General features: G+C 39.1%; 17 protein-coding genes. All 17 read right to left on the reverse strand.

Going from position 1 to position 19,031, the window contains the following annotated elements; all coding sequences use genetic code 11:
* Positions 1-43 precede the first annotated feature (43 nt).
* Positions 44-496, reverse strand: coding sequence for a DUF1492 domain-containing protein (locus JOD14_RS00205; RefSeq protein WP_127722890.1), 453 nt, complete (start codon positions 494-496; stop codon positions 44-46).
* A complete protein-coding gene (locus tag JOD14_RS00210; protein WP_204652670.1) occupies positions 496-717 on the reverse strand; it encodes a hypothetical protein in 222 nt (73 codons plus the stop codon). Before JOD14_RS00210 ends, JOD14_RS00205 begins: the two co-directional genes overlap by 1 nt.
* Entirely contained in the window at positions 714-2,066 is a 1,353-nt protein-coding gene (locus tag JOD14_RS00215; protein ID WP_204652671.1) for an SNF2-related protein, read from the reverse strand. The genes JOD14_RS00210 and JOD14_RS00215 overlap by 4 nt, the downstream gene beginning before the upstream one ends.
* The gene (locus tag JOD14_RS00220; RefSeq protein ID WP_204652672.1) at positions 2,047-2,328 is read right to left on the reverse strand and encodes a VRR-NUC domain-containing protein; all 282 of its coding nucleotides are present in this window, start codon (positions 2,326-2,328) and stop codon (positions 2,047-2,049) included. Before JOD14_RS00220 ends, JOD14_RS00215 begins: the two co-directional genes overlap by 20 nt.
* A 224-nt stretch (positions 2,329-2,552) precedes the next feature.
* Positions 2,553-4,910 carry a virulence-associated E family protein gene (locus JOD14_RS00225; RefSeq protein ID WP_204652673.1) on the reverse strand — a complete coding sequence of 786 codons (2,358 nt, stop codon included), beginning with the start codon at positions 4,908-4,910 and terminating at the stop codon, positions 2,553-2,555.
* A complete protein-coding gene (locus JOD14_RS00230) occupies positions 4,907-5,341 on the reverse strand; it encodes a DUF7768 domain-containing protein (protein ID WP_204652674.1) in 435 nt (144 codons plus the stop codon). Before JOD14_RS00230 ends, JOD14_RS00225 begins: the two co-directional genes overlap by 4 nt.
* A 1-nt stretch (position 5,342) precedes the next feature.
* Positions 5,343-6,122 (reverse strand): phage antirepressor KilAC domain-containing protein, encoded by a 780-nt coding sequence (locus tag JOD14_RS00235; RefSeq protein WP_204652675.1) that lies wholly within the window; start codon positions 6,120-6,122, stop codon positions 5,343-5,345.
* 64 nt (positions 6,123-6,186) lie between these two features.
* Complete coding sequence (locus JOD14_RS00240; RefSeq protein ID WP_204652676.1) at positions 6,187-6,729, reverse strand: RNA polymerase sigma factor; 543 nt, start codon at positions 6,727-6,729, stop codon at positions 6,187-6,189.
* A 493-nt stretch (positions 6,730-7,222) separates the two neighbouring features.
* Positions 7,223-9,109, reverse strand: a complete 1,887-nt coding sequence (locus JOD14_RS00245) for an ImmA/IrrE family metallo-endopeptidase (RefSeq protein WP_204652677.1) — start codon at positions 9,107-9,109, stop codon at positions 7,223-7,225.
* A gap of 73 nt (positions 9,110-9,182) precedes the next feature.
* A complete protein-coding gene (locus JOD14_RS00250) occupies positions 9,183-10,172 on the reverse strand; it encodes a hypothetical protein (protein ID WP_204652678.1) in 990 nt (329 codons plus the stop codon).
* A gap of 21 nt (positions 10,173-10,193) precedes the next feature.
* Positions 10,194-11,228 carry an Eco57I restriction-modification methylase domain-containing protein gene (locus tag JOD14_RS00255; protein WP_204652679.1) on the reverse strand — a complete coding sequence of 345 codons (1,035 nt, stop codon included), beginning with the start codon at positions 11,226-11,228 and terminating at the stop codon, positions 10,194-10,196.
* The gene (locus JOD14_RS00260; protein ID WP_204652680.1) at positions 11,228-14,482 is read right to left on the reverse strand and encodes a DEAD/DEAH box helicase family protein; all 3,255 of its coding nucleotides are present in this window, start codon (positions 14,480-14,482) and stop codon (positions 11,228-11,230) included. The genes JOD14_RS00255 and JOD14_RS00260 overlap by 1 nt, the downstream gene beginning before the upstream one ends.
* Before the next feature lie 2 nt (positions 14,483-14,484).
* Complete coding sequence (locus tag JOD14_RS00265; RefSeq protein ID WP_239576008.1) at positions 14,485-15,432, reverse strand: restriction endonuclease; 948 nt, start codon at positions 15,430-15,432, stop codon at positions 14,485-14,487.
* A gap of 49 nt (positions 15,433-15,481) precedes the next feature.
* Positions 15,482-15,628 (reverse strand): hypothetical protein, encoded by a 147-nt coding sequence (locus JOD14_RS13585; RefSeq protein WP_159443861.1) that lies wholly within the window; start codon positions 15,626-15,628, stop codon positions 15,482-15,484.
* A gap of 17 nt (positions 15,629-15,645) precedes the next feature.
* Complete coding sequence (locus JOD14_RS00275; RefSeq protein WP_204652681.1) at positions 15,646-16,239, reverse strand: helix-turn-helix domain-containing protein; 594 nt, start codon at positions 16,237-16,239, stop codon at positions 15,646-15,648.
* 300 nt (positions 16,240-16,539) lie between these two features.
* Complete coding sequence (gene rlmD, locus JOD14_RS00280) at positions 16,540-17,913, reverse strand: 23S rRNA (uracil(1939)-C(5))-methyltransferase RlmD (RefSeq protein ID WP_204652682.1); 1,374 nt, start codon at positions 17,911-17,913, stop codon at positions 16,540-16,542.
* A gap of 105 nt (positions 17,914-18,018) precedes the next feature.
* Positions 18,019-19,029, reverse strand: coding sequence for a diacylglycerol kinase (locus tag JOD14_RS00285; RefSeq protein WP_204652683.1), 1,011 nt, complete (start codon positions 19,027-19,029; stop codon positions 18,019-18,021).
* Positions 19,030-19,031: the final 2 nt, after the last annotated feature.

The following is a 19,031-nucleotide window of genomic DNA, read 5'->3' on the forward strand; positions in this document are numbered from 1 at the left end:
TGCTGATTATAATGTAACACGAAGATGAGGTGCTTATCTCTGCTCAAAAGTGCTCATTGCTGTTCAACATTTGAATAACAATTGGATTCTCAGGTACGACAACATGATTTAAGGCATTGCCATGCCATCTGCGAATGGTACTCTTATCAGCATTCAGCTCATCACCGATTTGCTCCCAGGTAAAGTTATGAACATAGCGGTAACGTAACACCATGCGTTCATCGATATCCGTTACTTTATTAATCACATCTCGAATCTCTGCTTTAAGTGCTACAAGATGATCCACCTCATCATTAATCTTGATTTGAAGTTCTTCAATTCGCTCCAGGTATCTGACAAACAAAGCATCGGTATGCCGCCCCTTCTGTATTCTCTCACCCCAACTGGGGGAGGAAACACTGGTCGATAACTCTCTTAGCCTTTCCATTTCCTCAATGTTGGATTGAATTCTTTTATCTAGCCTGTAGGCTTGATGTAAATATTCTTTTGCTTTCATTACTCGCTCACCTCCGCTTGTAGCTTTTTGATTAGGATTTCTCCATCAACAGAGGTAAGTTCTCTATACCAATCAGAGCGGAAGAACCTCTCCACCTCGTTTTTCAAATCTTGTGCCGGTCCATAACGTGGACGTTTCTTTAGTTTCTTTAAGGCATCTCTATAATCCTTAACAGCCATCAAAATAATGGCATTGGCTAAATCTTGATAAGGTTCTGTCATCGCATCACCTCTAAATTCGCCTTTACCGCATCAATCAAGGCATCTTGAGTTTTCTCCTTTTTTGTGAGTGCAAGCAGTACGTCTTCATCGATGGTGTCTTTGGTGATGATGTGGTGAACAATAACTGTATTCTTTTGACCCTGCCTATAAAGTCTTGCATTGGTTTGCTGATACAGCTCTAGTGACCAGGTCAGACCAAACCAGATAAGCGTTGAACCGCCGCTTTGAAGATTAAGACCATGACCTGCACTGGCTGGATGAATAACCGCAATGGGTATCTTGCCATCATTCCAACCCTCAATATCCTTTGATGACTGAATTTGCCTTACCGGAAATCGCTCTTTAATCCGTTCTAAATCATGCTTATACCAATAAGCAACAAGGATCGGTTTCCCATTTGCTCCTTCGATTAAATCTTCCAAGGCATCTAGCTTTTTGTCATGAATCACATGAGCTTTATTTTCGCTATCGTATACTGCACCATTTGCCATCTGTAGCAGTTTTCCAGAAAGGACTGCCGCATTAACAGCATCAATTTCTTCATCACCTAAGTTAGCCACCATGTCTTCCTTAAAATCTGAATAGACTTTCCATTCTTTTTCACTTAAAGTGACAAACACTTCATTACTGACATATTCAGGCATCTTGAGATAATCAGTAGATTTCATAGAAATGGTGATGTCCGATATTTGTTTGTAGATTTCCTCTTCCGCACCTGGCAGTGGTTTATAAGAAAATACAATCTGTGCGTTTCGCTTATCTGGCTTAAAATAGGTATTTCGGTAATGGCTAATGTAGCGTCCGAGCCTTTGACCCAAATCAAGAATTCGAAATTCAGCCCATAAATCCATTAATCCATTACTGGAAGGAGTACCGGTAAGACCGACTATTCTTTTTACAGAGGGTCTTACTTTGAGGAGACTCTTAAACCGCTTTGCGCCATAAGACTTAAAGGATGACAATTCATCAATGACCACCATATCAAATTGAAAAGGAATACCACTTTTGTGAACCAACCAATCCACGTTCTCACGGTTGATAATGTATAGCGTGGATTGTTTCTTGAGAGCATCGATTCTTTCTTTTTCCGTTCCCACTGCCACCGAGTAAGAGAGCCCTTTTAAATGATCCCACTTATTGATTTCTGCTGGCCATGTGTCCCTTGCTACTCTTAAAGGCGCAATCACTAACACCTTACATACTAGAAAGCTATCTAAACACAAATCAAAGATGGCAGATAAGGTAATCACACTTTTACCTAAACCCATTTCAAGAAATACAGCCGATATGGGATGGGATAGAATGAATTCAGTGGCATAGCTTTGGTATTCATGTGGCTTGTATTTCACTAAGTATCCCTCCAATCTGTTCTACATCATCAAGGCAATAGACTAGAAAACCTAATGCCTCTAATTGCTTCTTTCTTTTTTTCTGTAAAGGTCGCATCTTTTTTCCTGTCGCCTTACATTCGACAAAGGCGATTCTTCCCATGGGAAGTAACACAATACGGTCGGGCATGCCATCTATTCCAGGACTCACAAATTTCGGGGCAATACCTCCCATGCTTTTTACTGTCGCTACCAGTTTTTGTTCTATATATTTTTCTTGCATAAATGACCTCCATAAATTCATCAGGAACAACAAGCACAACTTTTAACGTTTTTTCCTATACGCGCGCATACATACGCTCACGATGCTTTACTACTACTATTTATTAATTTATTACTAAGTAGTAAAACTCTTGTTCTACTCATTCCAGTAAAGCCAGAACATCGGTAATGACTGGGTTTTTAAGAGAACAAGCATAAGGAACAACTAAAGAACAAGGAACGACCTTACTCATTCTTCTCGTAACAACGTTGCCTACCATAAATGGGGAAATTACTTGTTCCATTCTTGTTCCCTTGGTACTTGTTCCACCCATTAATCTTTTTCATAATGCCTGCAATGGCATAGGAGTCCGCAGGCTTCATGGCGGAGGCATCCCTTCCAAAGCATTCACACCAAATTTCCATATTGCAAACAATCGTACGTTCTACCGTGCCAACACGGGATTCCCCACCAAACTCACTACCGTTTAGGTAATTTCTTCGCTCGTATAAGGACATGTCATTCCAATCATCGGGTAACAGCGTATCGAGATAGCTGCGAACAAGGCCTTCTCGCTCATCACTTTCCATGGCATCTGCCTGCTCATTCGTTGCCAACTCTACATCACTGCCCTCTAAATAGAGCTTTTCACCTTTGGCATAAAGTACCAAAGTTTCTGCCCAAATCTGCTCTACATCGTATACGGACATCTGCCATGCTTTTCTTTTACCATCACCACTAATACGCACTGGCCAGAATCTTCGGTTACCCGTGATGTCTCGCAAAAATCCACTTTCTGCATTGGTAGAGCCGACAATGATACATTGACGTGGGTGGCTTTCAACATTCACCCCATAACTGGCACGGTATTTATCATCGGATCTTGAAATAAAGGATTTCACAACCTCCACATCGGTTTTTCGCATGCCAGCTAGTTCGCCCAGTTCTAAGATCCAGTACCCTTGAAGTTTTTCAGGGCCTGCTTTGTCTTTCATATCGGTGAGGGTTAAACTATCGGAAAACCAATCACCTGCAAGTTTTGCAAAGAAGGTAGACTTACCGATGCCTTGTGGTCCATTCAGAATTAAAACGCTGTCAAATTTCGTACCAGGATGAAGAATTCTAGCTACTGCTGCCACCATCATTTTTCTAGTAACGGCTCTGGTATAGGAATTATCTGTTGCATTAAAATAATCAATCAGTAAGGTCTCAACGCGATCGGTTCCATCCCAATCTGGTAGATGATCCAGGTATTCTTTTATAGGATGATAGGATCGCTCTGCTGCGACTGCTAGTATGGCGTCCTTTGTTTTGGTTGGGGAGTAGATGCCGTATTTATTAGATAGATAAACTTTAAGAGCCGCATTATCCGAATCATTCCAGCCGCCCTTCATCTGTTCCCAAGGCAGTCCGTCTCTAGCATCGATTCCATCACGGTGCTTATTAAAAGCAATGGATTCCAGTTCTGAATCGTTACGGATGATGAGAACAATATTATCCAAGGTATCCTTAATTTTTCCTTGCTTATCCAGTTCAAGGGCTGTCTGCCAATTATCCTCCGTAAAATCGATTGATGCCTGTTCCATCCGCTCTTTCGTAAACTGTGCTTTTACTTCATCGTCTTGGATGGCAAATTCGCACATGTTGATAAAGGATGGGAGTTTGCTTGGAGGTGTGCTTTCTGTTGCCCTATCATCTAAATGACCAAATCGATGGATGCGAACAAGGTCAAAAGCATTAAGAAGCCGCCCACTTGCAGGATCTGTTGCGTGGTGGGAATAAGCAAATTTATCATCATAGAGTATGACACCGGCACTGGAATCAGCCGGGATATAATCATAGCGACCAATCATTGCTGAAGGCTCGTATATATCCTTTAAGAACGTATCGATCGCTCGGCTAACTGAGTAGGTGCGGCAAAAAGTACCGATAACACCTTCCTTGGAAAGCGGATCGGCTTGTTCTTTTAATGAGCGGTCAAGGACTTCTGATTGCCTGGAGGATACGGGCCAAGTACTGGTGTCTCGCCAATCATCGTATTTACTTAGAAATACATCAGGATCAAGGAGAGAACCATCTTTTTCCTCATACACAAAAATGCCATTTCTAGAAGTAGACGGCCAATACATTAATCGTTCTGGTTCATAGGTTGTGTCATCAAAAAGGTCTATGCCGATTTCTTTTGCGACCATGCGACTAACGGCTGCATACTCCTCTTCTCCCACATCACGAAAGAGTGGAATGATCAGCCTTAATCTTGGATGTTCTGGAGTATGCTTATGAGTAGAATAAATACAACACTGATAAGGGAAGAAGGTAGAGATTTCTTCCCAGATAGTACTTGTGCCATAATCCATATCAAGGGTGAGCATGGAGCGTGATAGAACATTCCCTTTTTTACGTCTACCATCTTTTAAGTGACCGCCGACAAACCCCCCGACATCTTTAATGGAATCCTGACCACCTTTTCTCATTTTTCGATATTCTTCTACGGTTTCAGTGGTACGCTGTGTGTTCTTAACCCGGGAGCAGAAGTCCTCCCAGCTGATGTCTGTGTTTTTCCACTTTTTATCCATTCGGCTGTTGCCGTATGCTATCTTCATAGAGACTCTACCTCCTCAAAATCTTTATTAAAGTATCTAACCGGCTGTCTGCGTTTCTTTGCTTTTTCAATTTCAATACTCATGCCCCTTGAAATCACATCACCTAGAACCCAGACCTCTTGGCATTTGCCCATCAGGATAATATCCATGAAAATAGCAAGGTCACGTTCCTGTTCATTGCTGTCATCCATGAACTGAGGAAATAGAAGGTGAGGAGCAAGCGGGATATTGCCCTTATCTAAAGCAAAACGGCAAAATGCTCGTGTGCGCTTATTGTTGTTTTCAATATCGCCACTAAAAGGAGAGCAAATATAGACAAGGGGCTTAAAGGCAGCTTTTGCTGCTGCCTTTTCCTCACGGGTGATATTGCTAAGTGCTTCATGGGGAGTTGGGTCATGATACCCCTCTGCATTGAATTTATTGATTCCCATATCACACCTCCATCTCAATCTGCGGATAAATACCGTCCGCTTTCAACTGTTCATAGATAAAGAGTCTGCCTTTTTGCGTCCACTTGGTATGCACTTTCGTATGTTGGATACCTTTGCTATCTTCATAAATGTGAGTGTTGGTTTTTGTGTATCCATTTGGAGCATATTTCTGATAAAGAAGCCAAATATCACCTTGCTTAAACTGAATCCCTTTTTCATGAAGGTGTTCGTTCATGCGCATGGCACTCCAGCCGTAATCTTTAGCAATCACAGAAATATTGACTGCATCCCTGCATTTAAGAACCACATCATAGTAAGTAGCCTTGGGTTTCATCTCGGCAATCTGCTGCTGACCAATCGCAACGGCTGCCATCAATTCCTTGTTCTTTTCTCGTTCCTCTTTCAGTGCAGTAAAAGCAGCAATGGCAAGGTCTGGATTTGCGATTAAATCGTCTGTTGCATAAAGTCCATGTTTGCGAATAGCAGGGAGGACTTCATTGGTGACCCATCGCTTAAACTTCTTAGCATTTGGCATTTTGCTTGAGAGTATGAGGCTATAAAGACCGGATTCATTGATAATAATCAAATCCTGTTTTCCACCAAGGGTGTCACATTTCGTTACCCCCTTATCCTCTTCATCAACATGGTCAATTAATGCTTTTCGGGTATTTGTATAACCGAGAATGCTTGCTACATCCTTACCTACAAAATATGGTTGGCCGCCAATCGTTGTAGTACGCACAGAACCGAACTCTGCATTTTTGTAAACTTGTAATTCCATTCGAATTACCTCCTTATTTTTTTTTGGAGGTCTTGACCTCCTACCTAGTAGCCTTGGGAGAAGGTCAAATCTGACGGTTTTCATATTCTTCTTGTAATTTCTTTGTGGCTCGCTTTAATTTCTGAGTAATGTTGTTTTCACTTACACCGATGGAACTGGCATATTCTCGAATCGACATACCTTCCATACGAACTGCGATAAACATATCTGCCCAATCTTGCTTTTTACCAAGAACGGTGCGTATCCATTGGCAGACAGATTCGTACTCATCTTGGTGATTGCGTTCTATCTCCTGGGAGTTATCAGCGAAAGTATCCATGACATCAATTTCAACTTCATCATCTTTTCGATAAGGTGTCTTAGGATTACCAAGGTGCCTATGGTAGCGGCGCCAATGGTTATATTCCTTGTTGTTCATGAGGTCGAACATTTCCTGTAGAGTCTCGCAGCGTTTCACCTCTGCTTTCTTTTCCGGCTTTGCTTCTGCAAGACGTTGCTCATAGTCGATATCCAGCATGACGCTGTAATCTCCATCTGGAATTTCAATTGTGGTGTAGTTCTTGTGACTGTTTTTGATGTTGTCTTCATATAAAACTCGAATCTTCATAAAGTATTCCTTTCCGTCCGGGCATTGACGGCGGAATACAAAAAGAGCCTGCGGCGAAGATGACCACAGACTCCACTCGTCCAAAATTGGGCGCAGGAAATCACGGTGGGTGCATCTTCATTCCAAACACAGTCTTTATCACTGTGTTCTGAACTCTTATGCATCCCGCCGTCCTAATGCGCATCTCGGACATTGAGATATTATTTAGAAAGCACTATTGCTTATCTATTTAAAATGTATCATGAATATTTTTTTGAAAATGGACACGCTATGTCCTCTAAATTTATGCAACAAAAAAAACGCCGAAGTTATCTATTTCTGCCTCTTAAAGGCTTCTTAGATAACTCCGGCGTTTTTCTCCCCTGTTGATAATAGGGCTGTTTCCGTCAGTTTTCTTTATTAAACATATGAAAAACAGACCCTATTTGTTAACAGGTCTGTTTATTTTTCTATAGAATGGACACGTCATGTCCGATTTTTGGATAAAAAAATTTTAAATTACTACCCCGTAGGGCTCAAGATACTCGCGGACAGCCCATATCGGCTCTGGGTATTTCATGTATAATGCCTCATTTATCCATTGGTGATCCGGATATTTCATAGGATTTAACTTACAGTCTAATACCTCCATCAGCTTCATACTAATAATTGGTGGTAGGTTTAGTCCAAAACATATTAGTGCTGCTGTCTCGACCTTTGGTTTTGTATCCCCCTTTACCGTTCTACTTATGGTTTTGGGGTCTCTATCTATTTCAAGACCTAAATCAGTATAATTCATTTTTCGCCATCCAAGAAGAAGATCCATACACTGTTCAGGGTCATCTGTCATCTGTTTGCGAATGTCTAGTTCTTCAGCTTGAATTTTCTTTCGCATTTGAATTTGGCGTTCTTGAGGTGCATTTTCAAATCCATTGTGAAACTTTATACCAAATGTGATATCACTTGGCTCACGGTTCAAGAAACAAGTGGTATGATAAATATTATCAACTTTACTTGTGATCCTCATATCAAATACTAGACAACATTCATCCATATGAGAACGGGCATATCCAGTTAAATCTAATCTTCCATTTTTATCACGCTCTACATAAAGTGGAGAATTGTACACAAAATGGTTGTCTACAAAAAGATAATCTCCATCATCAGTTAGTTCACGAAGTTTAGGATTGATAAAACGCTCTACAGCTGCGTCCTGAGCACTTAAAGAAAATGTCTGACTTATCTTGATTGAGCCTTTGCGAAAACCATGCGGCTTTACATAATGCCCATCAAGATATGTGTATGTACCTATCGCTTCTTCAAATCCTAGTTCTACAAGACGGATCTTTGCTGCTTGCCTTGATACCCCAAAACTAACTTCTAATGCAGTAATGACCTTCTCCATCACATCAACTACGTGCCTAGCATTCGATTCTTGCATAAATTTAGCAACATACTGTTTTGCCTTAATTCTAAAAGGTTCTGCTGGCATTTGAATTCTAGGTGTCAGTTGGTTGGCTTGCTTCTCCATCCATTCAGTAGACTTTCTTGAAAGAGTCGAGATAGCTCCGCCAGTCACTTCACAACTAATATGCGAAGCTGAAGTATTATATAGCCTTTCCAGTTCAAATACCTTTCGGTGTTTTACCCAATGAACACATTCATGTATGATTGTATTATTCACCGAACCAAGATTTCTAAGCAAATATATCTTAGGATCAACAATAATAGTTTTTCCATCAATATGCATACTCATATCGCTTTCAGTTTTTGAATCGTACATCTCTGCTTCAGTATCAACAAAATAGATTTGACCAAATACCGAAGCATCTTCTCTTATACGTTGAGTCTTTAAAGTTAAGCCAAGCCTTTCTATAAGAATTTCAGGATTAACCCAAACTGGATCCTGTTTACTTTGAGTGATTTTAAGGGCTTCCGGGTAGTATCCTTCAAGAAATGATGTAGCCACTTCATCGAGTTTTTCATATTGAATATAGGGAACAAGTGAATCATCTAATGGATTTTTAGCACGGTTTTTCCCAGTGTAATCGGAAACTTCAAAAATCTCGAAATCATCTAGATTACAACTAAGATCTCCGCGACAACGAACCATAAGCCATATTCTCTTTTCTTCAGAACCATCATAATGATAATCAGCCTCTGGAATTTCAAACGTAACGGATATAGCCACATCAAATTGTATTCTCATTTCTGGCAAATCTTCAACCCATACATGTTCCACCAGTACGTCAATAATTTCTGGTTCACCAGCCTTATGCACTTTAAACAGCTTCATATCTAGGGGATTGATATTCTCACGCAGATATTCGTCAGCTATTGCCCAAAATTGATTATCGAATGTATTTCTTACATAGTCTGTAAATGAACGACTACCTGCCATAGACAAATCTCCCCCCTTTCTTGAAACGGCTACATATAATTTTAATTCAGTTTTTAAGCTCAACTATTATTTTCTATTCTACAGTGCTGCCAGACTCCTTTTGCGCCATATACTCTTCACGAATCTGAGACAGAGTTTTACCAGTTTCTTTATGTACAGCAAAAACATAAGTCTGAACGCTAGACCAGCCATAAATTTCTTTCAACCACGCTTGCATGGACTTTTCTTCACCATTGACCATTACATTGCCATTGGATAGAAGCCTTCCTTCATCTTCTCTACCTTTAGCAACAATGATGTCGCCTTCTTTAACCACACCCCATTCAAGCATTAAGTCAATTTTAGGCAGTGATCTTCGTGTGATTTTCTTATCTCCAGTTACTGTTGTGACAGCCGACTTGTCCATCAAGTTCACATAATAATCATCGTAATTGGTAACCGGAAGTAGCTTTTCTACATAGAAAAATATATCTTCATTCAGCTTGTACGGAGTTAATCTATAGCAACTCATATCAACATTATTGCTATTAAGCCACGCAACTGCCGACAATGTCTGCTCATCAAAATCAGACGCCACCAAGATGATCCTTTGCTTTTCATTGAAGTTCTTCTGTGCATCATTCACCCGAAGGAACTCATTTAACTTACGAATACCAAGTTCAAATGAGGTTAACTCTCCCGGTTCAAACTCACTTCTATATTTTTCAATGTATGGAGCGTAAACTTTTTTCACTAAATCATCGATTTTATCTATTGTTGCATAACTAGCTGCATATCTTATTGCTTGAAATTCAAAAGCTTCTTTGCGATGTTCAATATCTTTTCGGTCCCTCTTAATTTCAATTAGTACAATATTTCCGTTGTTATCGACTGCGGTCAAATCACTTCTTCCATTCTTCTCATTTCTAACTTGTCTACCGACAATGAGCATAGATTCTTCTTCATCACAGATCATATCAATACTGTTTCTTAAAACTTCCTCTATATCATTTTCAGTCATATTCAGTTCTGAAAAAGTGACCGGTTCAATCCTTGCAGCTTGTTTCCCTTTAATGCTGTACATAATCTACACCCCCAACATATCTTAATCCATCGCTTTCACTTTACTCTCAATAAAGTTAATTTCATTTTGGTCCAGACCATATTTTTTATATAACTGTTGGTCGATTTCTGGAATTGATTTTGTCCAATCAATATCAGATTTCGCCGTAAAATCCTCTAAAGGAACATATTCCCAGGTTTCAGATTTATTCCCTTGTGTTACTTTCAGGATACCTAATAAAACACGACAGAACTTGCTCTTGATATACTTCAATAATGACACTCCCTCGTTTTCGGTATTTAATGAACCAAACCCAATAAATGTTTGAGTCATACCATCACCCGGATATCCTAGTACTGGTTTACTAATAAGTCGAGCTGCTTCTTTTCCTAAAGCGCCTGACGCCCCATTAGAAAATGGAACAAAAACCTTATATTTATCAATCCAATTTGTCCACTCTACATACTTTCTTGGAATATATCTATAACTTCTTTCTTTGCTTATTAACCCTAAAATTCTTAAATCATCTTCATTCTGACGAGTTTCAGTAAAGACGTCCAAACGCTCCATAATAATTTGTCTGAACCGCTTGTCTCTTCCTTCGCTACCAATTAATTCCTTATACTCTGAATAGTCAGAATAAAGTGAATCTAAATCAAATTTGTTTTGAGTATAGATTATTTCACGGATACTTGACTCCGCCTTTTCCCATACTTTTCCCTTTATGGTTTTCAGTTCTGAAAAACTTACAAACGTGCCTATCTTTCCAAAATTCTTTGACTCATCTCGATATATTACAGATATTCCGCCCGGTATAGAAGTTCCAGAAAAGACATTATTACTATCTTGTTCATAGAAAACTACGCTTAAATGCTCATCCTGCAACATTTTTTGATTCCATGCTGACGGTGTTTTACCGGCATTGAACAAAAATCGTGCAGGAGAAATTAAACAATATTTAGGCGCATTTTTTTCTGCGAAGTCATAAAATAAGTTATAAATTGGATCTTCACTTGAACTTGTTCCCTTCGCCTCCTCTTGATACGGAGGATTTCCCACTACTACGTCAAATTTCATTATTTATTACCTCCAAACAATTCATCACATTTAGCTTCAAAATCACCTTCACCACGAGCAAAAGCCGTTGTATCTAGATATACTATGTGGGAATCATCAATACTTTTCGCATTTTCATCGAATCCAAAAATAAAATTCCGCGCGATATTATAGATGATTTCACTTGGTGCAAATCCATAGACTTGGTTTTCTAGAATGTGCTTCAAGCGAGAATCTTTATCAGGAATTTGATTCTCTAAGCCGACATATAAACGTTTCACGATTTCTGTTAAATACAAACCCGATTTGATGTATAAATCAACAAATGTCTTATCTGGGTTCCTGAAATCTTCTGGGCTTTCTTCCTGCAACTTATCCACCATCATCTTTACTACTTTTTTCGGTGTAAAGATTTGGTTGGTTTGTTGCGGTGGGATGTAATCGAAAATATCCTCTTCTTGACTTTCATCAAAGTAGTTAGCCAATTCTTGACGTTTATGCAAGAACTCCTGACATGACTCATCAAATACGATTGGGTCAAAGAAATTATAAGTATCACGCAAAGCACGGAATTGATCTAAGGTGATACCGGTCACTTCTTTGAAAACTGAATCTGTGATAGTCGTGTCAAAGTTAGCAAGCGTTGTTGTAGGCTCACCATAAGCCATCAAGAATGATGGAATTGTACGAGCAAAGCCACGCAAGCGCGCTCGAACATCCTCTTCAACTGTGTTCTTCTTCTTCTCTTCCGCTTTTTGAAGCACTTTTTCAGTTGCTTTTTGCGTCAATTCCTTAGTCTTGGTTTCAACAGTCGCAACAACTTCTTTCTTGAAGTTTTTTTCGATTTCTTGTTTCTTGGCTTCGTAATTTGCTTTCGCTTCTGCTATCTTGATTGAGTCATTATGCGATTCAGCAACCACTGCCTTGTATTCCGCTTCAGCTTCATTATGTTTAATTTCAGCTTGCTTTTGAACAGTTTCAACTTCACGTGCGATGACATTAGCACTTTGTTGCACAACTTGTTCTGCTGCTTTAGCGGTTAATCCGTTTTCTTTTGCCAGTTCTTTCACAGCATCTTGTGTGCTTTGTTTGAAGCTAGTTGCAACCATATTTGATAAGTTGTTAGCGGCGTCATCTGCTGCTTTTTCAACTGTTGCTTTGATATCTGCATAGATCTTTTCGCCAAAATGAGCTTCTGTTGTCGCTATTACTATATCTTGTTCAACAATTACTTCACCAATGTCATCAACTTTTACATCCTTGGCATCAATCGGATCATCCGTCTTACGTGGCACAGTTTTCCCTTGATCAACCGGATTTAATTGCTCTAGGATTTCACGTGCCCCAGCTGAAGCAAATATTCCCGAAATATTTTGGAATAGCAAGTTAGACATGAATCCACGACGAACGACCTCTTGTGCCTTAATTGCCTTTGGAATAGTTAAGACTTGATTCACATCAAGCTCGACCATTTTCCCTTCATTATCTTCTGCAATGACTGGGAAAAAATTTAATAAGGTTCTAATATTGTCTCTACGGTCGTCGGTTGTCCCACCACCGTTTGTCGTCTTACGGGATAGGTTATTTGCAAACTCATCATAAATAGTAAGTGTACGTTCAGGTGCAAAGTCGAAAACATAAGCATTTTCTTTTTGATGCATTTCACCATTCACTTCATACTCCCATGGATTTTGAGCACGAAATGCCGCTTGCATATACAGACTTGGTGATTTCATATTTGATAGCATGAGTACTGCTGTCCACTCAGGCACCGTTACACCAGTCGTTAATTGACCAACTGATAATGTTATAGTTCGATCATTTTCTGCAATTGCATCTCTAACACGATCTAGTGACTTTTGATTGATGATTTGGTCATCAGTTGTTCTACCATCACCTGCAGCAAGAATGATTTCGTAGCTATCAAAAACGGGATGATTCTTAAGTAATTTCTCAAGAGCCTTCGCGCTAGCTACGCGATTTAATAACCAAAATGTGTGTTTTAATTCAGCGCGTAGTTCTTTTGTAGAAAACGGGTACTTCTCATTATGAGACAGAGAATCCAACCATTTCTTTATATCTGCTTCGTGGATAAACTTCCCTGCATCATTGGTTTCAAAAAATTCATTTAGATCAAAGGCATAGTCAATGTTCTCGCCGTCAATTTTTGCACCTTTATTTACTTCATCAGTGATCATTTGACTCATCTGATAAGAAAACAAGCTTAAACGAGGCATTTTGTCGTATGGATTATTTTCTTCAGACTCTATGGCCCAATCGGCTTTTGCCTCTTGTTCATCAGCATATGTCCAGTTATAAATTTGATCATCTGAAAACTTACCTGATGCAACTGCTTTAAAAGGCGTCCCCGATAAATGTAATGTGAAATTACGATTGATATTTTCAAACGCGATATCAGTTTTAAAAGTGTCAACCCCTTCATGTGATTCATCGATAACAAGTAAATCCCATTCTAAGTCTTTCACCCATTTTAGTTTGTCGTGGCTTCCGCCAAATGAAATGGCTCCTTTTAAATCTTGAAGCGAAATAAAGGCCAGCATTTTATTCTTACCATCCATCATCTGTGCAGTAAACTCATCTCGATCCATTACTGGACGATCTTTCAAGGAATCACTAGTAGAAACAAATGCATAGTCCGTTTGCCATGCAATGAATTTTTCAAAATCATCAAACCAAGAATTTGCAATAGCCGGTCGGTTGGTTACGATTAAAACTTTAGACGCATCAAGTTTTCTTATGAAATCATACGTTGTGAGTGTTTTACCAAATCTTGGTTTAGCATTCCACAAGAATTCGCCACCTTTATATTTTTTTGCATAATCAAGCGTCATATTAACAGCATCTCCTTGCTCATTTCGCAAGGTATACTGCAATTTTTCCTTTACCTGACTTCTCTCATTATTACGAAAATCATTAAAATCAGCATGGGATTTTTCTGGTGTCCCATTATAGAAAAACCACTCAGTATTAGTGCGCTGTTCAATATTTTTGTACCTACGCAAATAAGTATGCAGTTGTTTGTCCTTAAACCAATCATCAGAAGTATTGAACTTTGCTGGTTCAGACCACAATTTGTCATAAGCTAAGTTAATAGCCGCCGTTTTTGTTTGCTCCTTAATGCGTTCATCAACATTTTTACGTTCAGTATAGCCGATTTTTACCCACCCATTATAGTCTTGGATAGTTGGCAACGTATAAGCGTAAATTTGTGGATAAATGATTTTAGTCGTTTTGATAACCGTATTATGACTCATATCTACCTAACTCCTTTGTCAAAGAATTCCATTTTATTCGTTTCCCAGTTCATGATTTTTACGCGTTTTCCTGACTTTATCCTCCATTGTTCCTCTGGCTCTTCATAATCAAAAAGTGACATTTGTACTTCAAGAATCTTTTCGCGTTTTTCCGTTAATGGGATGATATACTTCAAACCATCCATCTGAAAAAGATTGTAACTGATAATTTTCGCTATATTTGCAAACAAGCCATAAGTTGGTTCTTCGAGCCATTTTTGAAAATAATAATCTCTGTATGTGTAAAGAAGATTTTCCCTAGCAAGTAAAAGTGAGTCACCACTCCACTCAAAACCATAGCTTGATTTATACGCTTCAACCACTAAACGTTGCCATTCTGCTTTATCGTCAACTTCTGCATTGATACGTTTAAGTTTCCTATCGACAAAGCCAACCCGTTTAGTAAGTGGCACTATTTCACCAGTTTCCATATCATAACGAGTCGCCATATAGGGCGCTTCACCAGCTGTAATCTCTAACCAAGTCCGCTTCACGTACGTTTCCAAATCATCGTTTATATAATCTTTTTCAATCTCATCATTTTGCTTCTTCACAATCCAGGTAGGTGTGAACACCTCTGCTTTTGATTTGGTTCGTTCTTTTTGCATCTCCTTAGATTTGAGAGCACGCGGTTTAATGATATTTCCCATTCGCCCTGTAACTAATTCAGGTAACATCTGAGCAGTTGCCGCATAAGCTTTTGAGCCGAACTTCACATAATTTTCGTTTGCCCATATAATATTTTTTTTCTTCTTCGAAGTTGATGTCGTTCGATCAATTAACAAAATATCCAATATGCCAGGCATTTGTTCACGTATTGTATTTTCAAGAATATCGGTCGAGCTAATCGAAACGATATTTCTATTTTTATTTTCTTCAATTGAATTAATCATAGTATCTCCTACAAACAAATAATCGCCTCCTCTCGCCATGGTTTAATCATCTCAACTACAGTCTTAATTATGATAGTAGATGTCCAAAATTCTCCACCAGCTTTTCCTTCAAAGCTGGCAAACTATTCGCTTCTTTAGGAACCCAGATGATATTCTCTGCTTCGTATTCATCTCGGTCTTCTTCAAATCCTATGTTTCCTGTTTTCTCGGTCATCTTTTTCCTTCAAATGTTTAATAGTTATGATCTTCAAAGACTTCGAATATTTCACCTTCAAAGCCTTCTTGTTCTGGTTCGCTGCTTACCCAATCAGGTAAGACTTCGTAATAGTGTGCCAACGCTTCAATCGTTTTATGGAGAACGGATTCATGCTGGACTTTTTCAAGTAGTTCTACCATAAGCTTATACGTCTCCATATATGGGTTGTTTTCCACCACATTCATTGCAGCCTTAAACCTTGATATGAGTTTTGCTTTTTCAATATCTCGTTCGATGGCATTCATTTCTTCTTTATCGTAAATGGGAACTTCAACAAGATCATTAATCTCTCCCAAAGAAAACTGCTGCTCATGCTTCTTGATTACAGGCTTCAGATCTCTTTTCAGCTTTTCCTTCTGGATTTCCAACTGATCAATTTCTGTAAGCTCACGTCCAAAGTAAGACACATCAATTCCAAAAAGTTCTTCTAAAATCGGTAGATACTTTTTTGGAATGTTCTGTCGCCCTTTCACCCACATGTTTATATTTTGTTTTTTAATACCAAGTTTTTCTGCAAGTTCTATATGTTGAAGGTTATAGAGGTTTAAAATATATTCTAATCCAATCAAGTTCTCACCTCCTGGTGCAGAGCTATAATTCCACTTAATATTCATTATACTTCATTTTATTGACTCAGTCAATATTAAGTGTAAATATTTTCTGACTTTTTGACAGCAATTCTATCAACTCACCATTGTTTTGCCAATCATCTTATCAACTCACCACATCAACAATTATTTCGGCTGATATTTTTTTATTTCACCAATCTTGGATAACTTCCCTCATAGTAAAAATCCGCGATTATCCTTCCGGCTTAGAACCAGATCTCAAATCACGGAAAGCCTTTATTTACTTATCTTATTACACGCTTACTTATCCACCCTTGACATCAATACTACCGTCTCAACGTGATGCGTCTGCGGGAACAAGTCAACCGGCTGTACCACTTTCGCTTCATAGCCACGTTCTTTAAATAAGACTAAGTCGCGGGCCATTGTAGCTGGATTGCATGAAATATAAACAACTTTTTCTGGTTGCATATCGCAAGTCGCTTCAATAAAGCTTGCGTCTAAGCCTTTTCTTGGTGGATCCACAAAGACTACATCTGGTTCAATGCCGACTTTTTGCCATTGGGCCATCATTTTTTCGGCTTTACCGACTAAGTAGGTCGCGTTTTCAATGCCGTTTAATTTGGCATTTTCGTTGGCATCGCTGACGGCTTCTGCAACAATTTCCATTCCATAGACGTGTTTGACTTGATTGGTAATGCTTAAGCCAATTGTACCAATACCAGCGTATGCATCAATCACGGTATCCGTTGGTTTTAATGCTGCGAACTCGAAAGCTTTTTTGTAAAGATTTTCGGTTTGAACAGTATTGACTTGGTAGAATGATTTAGCTGAAATACGGTACGTTTTGCCAAGTAATTGGTCTTCGATGTATGCTTGGCCGTAAAGTACGTTTTCGATTGGGCCTAAGATGACGTTAGTTTTTTCTTCGTTCACGTTTTGAATCACTGAAACGACTTCCGGAATTTGTTCTTTAATCACAGCCGCAATTTCTCGGCCTTTAAAGAATTTGGCACGACGGGTCACTAAAACAATCATCATTTGGTGTGAGTAGTGGCCGCGACGGACAACAATATGGCGCATAAAGCCTTCATTCATTTCTTCGTTATAAGCCGTAATGCCAAAGCGTGATAAAATATCGCGAACTTTGATAATCGCTGCATCAATCGCTGGGTCTTGAATATAAAAGTCTTCGACTGGAATGATTTGATGGCTATTTTTACGGTAAAAGCCGGTGACAAGTTCGCCCTCTTTTTTGCGCACTGGGATTTGGGCTTTATTGCGGTATTGGATAGGATTTTCCATCCCTAAAGTTGGTAAAACTTCAACTTCAGGCATTTTAGCAATTTTGGTCATGACTTTTTCAACTTGTGTTTGTTTAAACAGTAATTGTTGTTCGTAGCTTAAATGGCTAAGTGGCGCAATGCCTGTTCTTAACAAGTTTTCGTTAATAACTTCTTGACGATCAGGGCTAGTTTGGATGCGTTCAATAACTCTTGCATAACCAAACTTGGTACCGACTTTCATAATTTTAGCTTGAATGATCTCACCTGGTAAGGCATTTTCTATAAAAAGCGGATAGGTATCGACTTTAGCAACCCCCAAGCCTTCATGTGACAAGTCAATAATTTCAACTTCTAATTCTTGGTTCTTTTTTAGATTGATTGGATTCATTTTGGTGCTCCTTTATGTTTTTATTACTTGTATTTTAACAAAAAGACGGCAAGAAAGGAAATAAGAGCCAAACAAAAGTGTTTCTCTCTTATTTCCTTCTTACAACTATTCAGTTTGTTTTTCGTAATTACTTTCTTTTAAACGTTCGACTTCTTCTAAGAATTCTTTGCTGACTTCTTCGTATTCGCCTAGAATCGCCTCGTCTGGAATGGCATCTAAATCGGCATAAAATTCAATATGGTTATGTAAATTCTCAAATGTCATCGGCGCATCACCACCATATTCGCCGTCTAAGTTAATCATTAAACGCTTGTCTGGTTCGGATAAATTGACTTCAAGTTTCGATGTTTTCGTATATAATACGCGCCGGTCGTTGATATGTTTGCCACCATTAATCATTAAAGCAACGAGATGCATAATTTCAAAAACGTTGGCTGTTTTGACAATGATTAAAGAGAATTTCCCATCATCGAGTTTGGCATCTGGAACAATTTGCTCAAACCCTCCAACTGAATTGGTTAAACCAAGGAAGAACATCGAGGCATTGCCATCATACTCCCCATCATCATACTTTAAATGCATTTTGATTGGTTTGATCCGAGGCAACAACTCAGCTCCTTTCGCTAAGTAAGCCAAATAACCAAAAATACTTTTCAGCTCTGAAGGTACTTCATAGGTGAGTTCGGTTAAGTGACCACCCGCGGCAATATTGATAAAATATTTTTTATCGGTTTTGCCAATATCCATTTTGACGGTCTGATTTTTCAAAATCACTTCGGCGGCTGCACGAATATTGTCACGAGGAATTTTTAAGGCACGTGCGTAGTCATTGGTTGTCCCCCCTGGAATAATGGCCATTTGTGGGCGTTTTTCTAGGGGGGCGATGCCATTGACGACTTCATTAATCGTGCCATCGCCGCCAGCTGCTACGATTAAATCAAATCCGGCTTCAGCGGCTCTTTTGGCTTCTTTTTTTGCTGAATCTGGTTCAGGAGTTGTCGCAAAAGCACTCGTTTCAAATCCAGCTTGTTCTAACACATCTAAAATATCAGGCAAACTTTTTTTTACCAATTCTTTCCCTGAGGTTGGATTATAAATGACCCGAGCTTTTTTCATGG

The sequence above is a fragment of the Enterococcus lemanii genome (assembly GCF_016909125.1).
Taxonomy (GTDB): Bacteria; Bacillota; Bacilli; order Lactobacillales; family Enterococcaceae; genus Enterococcus_I; species Enterococcus_I lemanii.

Excerpts from the sequence above, each read along its gene's own strand:
- JOD14_RS00205 (WP_127722890.1), bottom strand. The coding sequence starts at position 496 with ATGAAAGCAAAAGAATATTTACATCAAGCCTACAGGCTAGATAAAAGA.
- JOD14_RS00245 (WP_204652677.1), bottom strand. The coding sequence starts at position 9,109 with ATGGCAGGTAGTCGTTCATTTACAGACTATGTAAGAAATACATTCGAT.
- JOD14_RS00220 (WP_204652672.1), bottom strand. The coding sequence starts at position 2,328 with ATGCAAGAAAAATATATAGAACAAAAACTGGTAGCGACAGTAAAAAGC.
- JOD14_RS00225 (WP_204652673.1), bottom strand. The coding sequence starts at position 4,910 with ATGAAGATAGCATACGGCAACAGCCGAATGGATAAAAAGTGGAAAAAC.
- JOD14_RS00255 (WP_204652679.1), bottom strand. The coding sequence starts at position 11,228 with ATGAAATTTGACGTAGTAGTGGGAAATCCTCCGTATCAAGAGGAGGCG.
- JOD14_RS00230 (WP_204652674.1), bottom strand. The coding sequence starts at position 5,341 with ATGGGAATCAATAAATTCAATGCAGAGGGGTATCATGACCCAACTCCC.
- JOD14_RS00250 (WP_204652678.1), bottom strand. The coding sequence starts at position 10,172 with ATGTACAGCATTAAAGGGAAACAAGCTGCAAGGATTGAACCGGTCACT.
- JOD14_RS00210 (WP_204652670.1), bottom strand. The coding sequence starts at position 717 with ATGACAGAACCTTATCAAGATTTAGCCAATGCCATTATTTTGATGGCT.
- JOD14_RS00240 (WP_204652676.1), bottom strand. The coding sequence starts at position 6,729 with ATGAAGATTCGAGTTTTATATGAAGACAACATCAAAAACAGTCACAAG.
- rlmD (WP_204652682.1), bottom strand. The coding sequence starts at position 17,913 with ATGAATCCAATCAATCTAAAAAAGAACCAAGAATTAGAAGTTGAAATT.
- JOD14_RS00260 (WP_204652680.1), bottom strand. The coding sequence starts at position 14,482 with ATGAGTCATAATACGGTTATCAAAACGACTAAAATCATTTATCCACAA.
- JOD14_RS00235 (WP_204652675.1), bottom strand. The coding sequence starts at position 6,122 with ATGGAATTACAAGTTTACAAAAATGCAGAGTTCGGTTCTGTGCGTACT.
- JOD14_RS00285 (WP_204652683.1), bottom strand. The coding sequence starts at position 19,029 with ATGAAAAAAGCTCGGGTCATTTATAATCCAACCTCAGGGAAAGAATTG.
- JOD14_RS13585 (WP_159443861.1), bottom strand. The coding sequence starts at position 15,628 with ATGACCGAGAAAACAGGAAACATAGGATTTGAAGAAGACCGAGATGAA.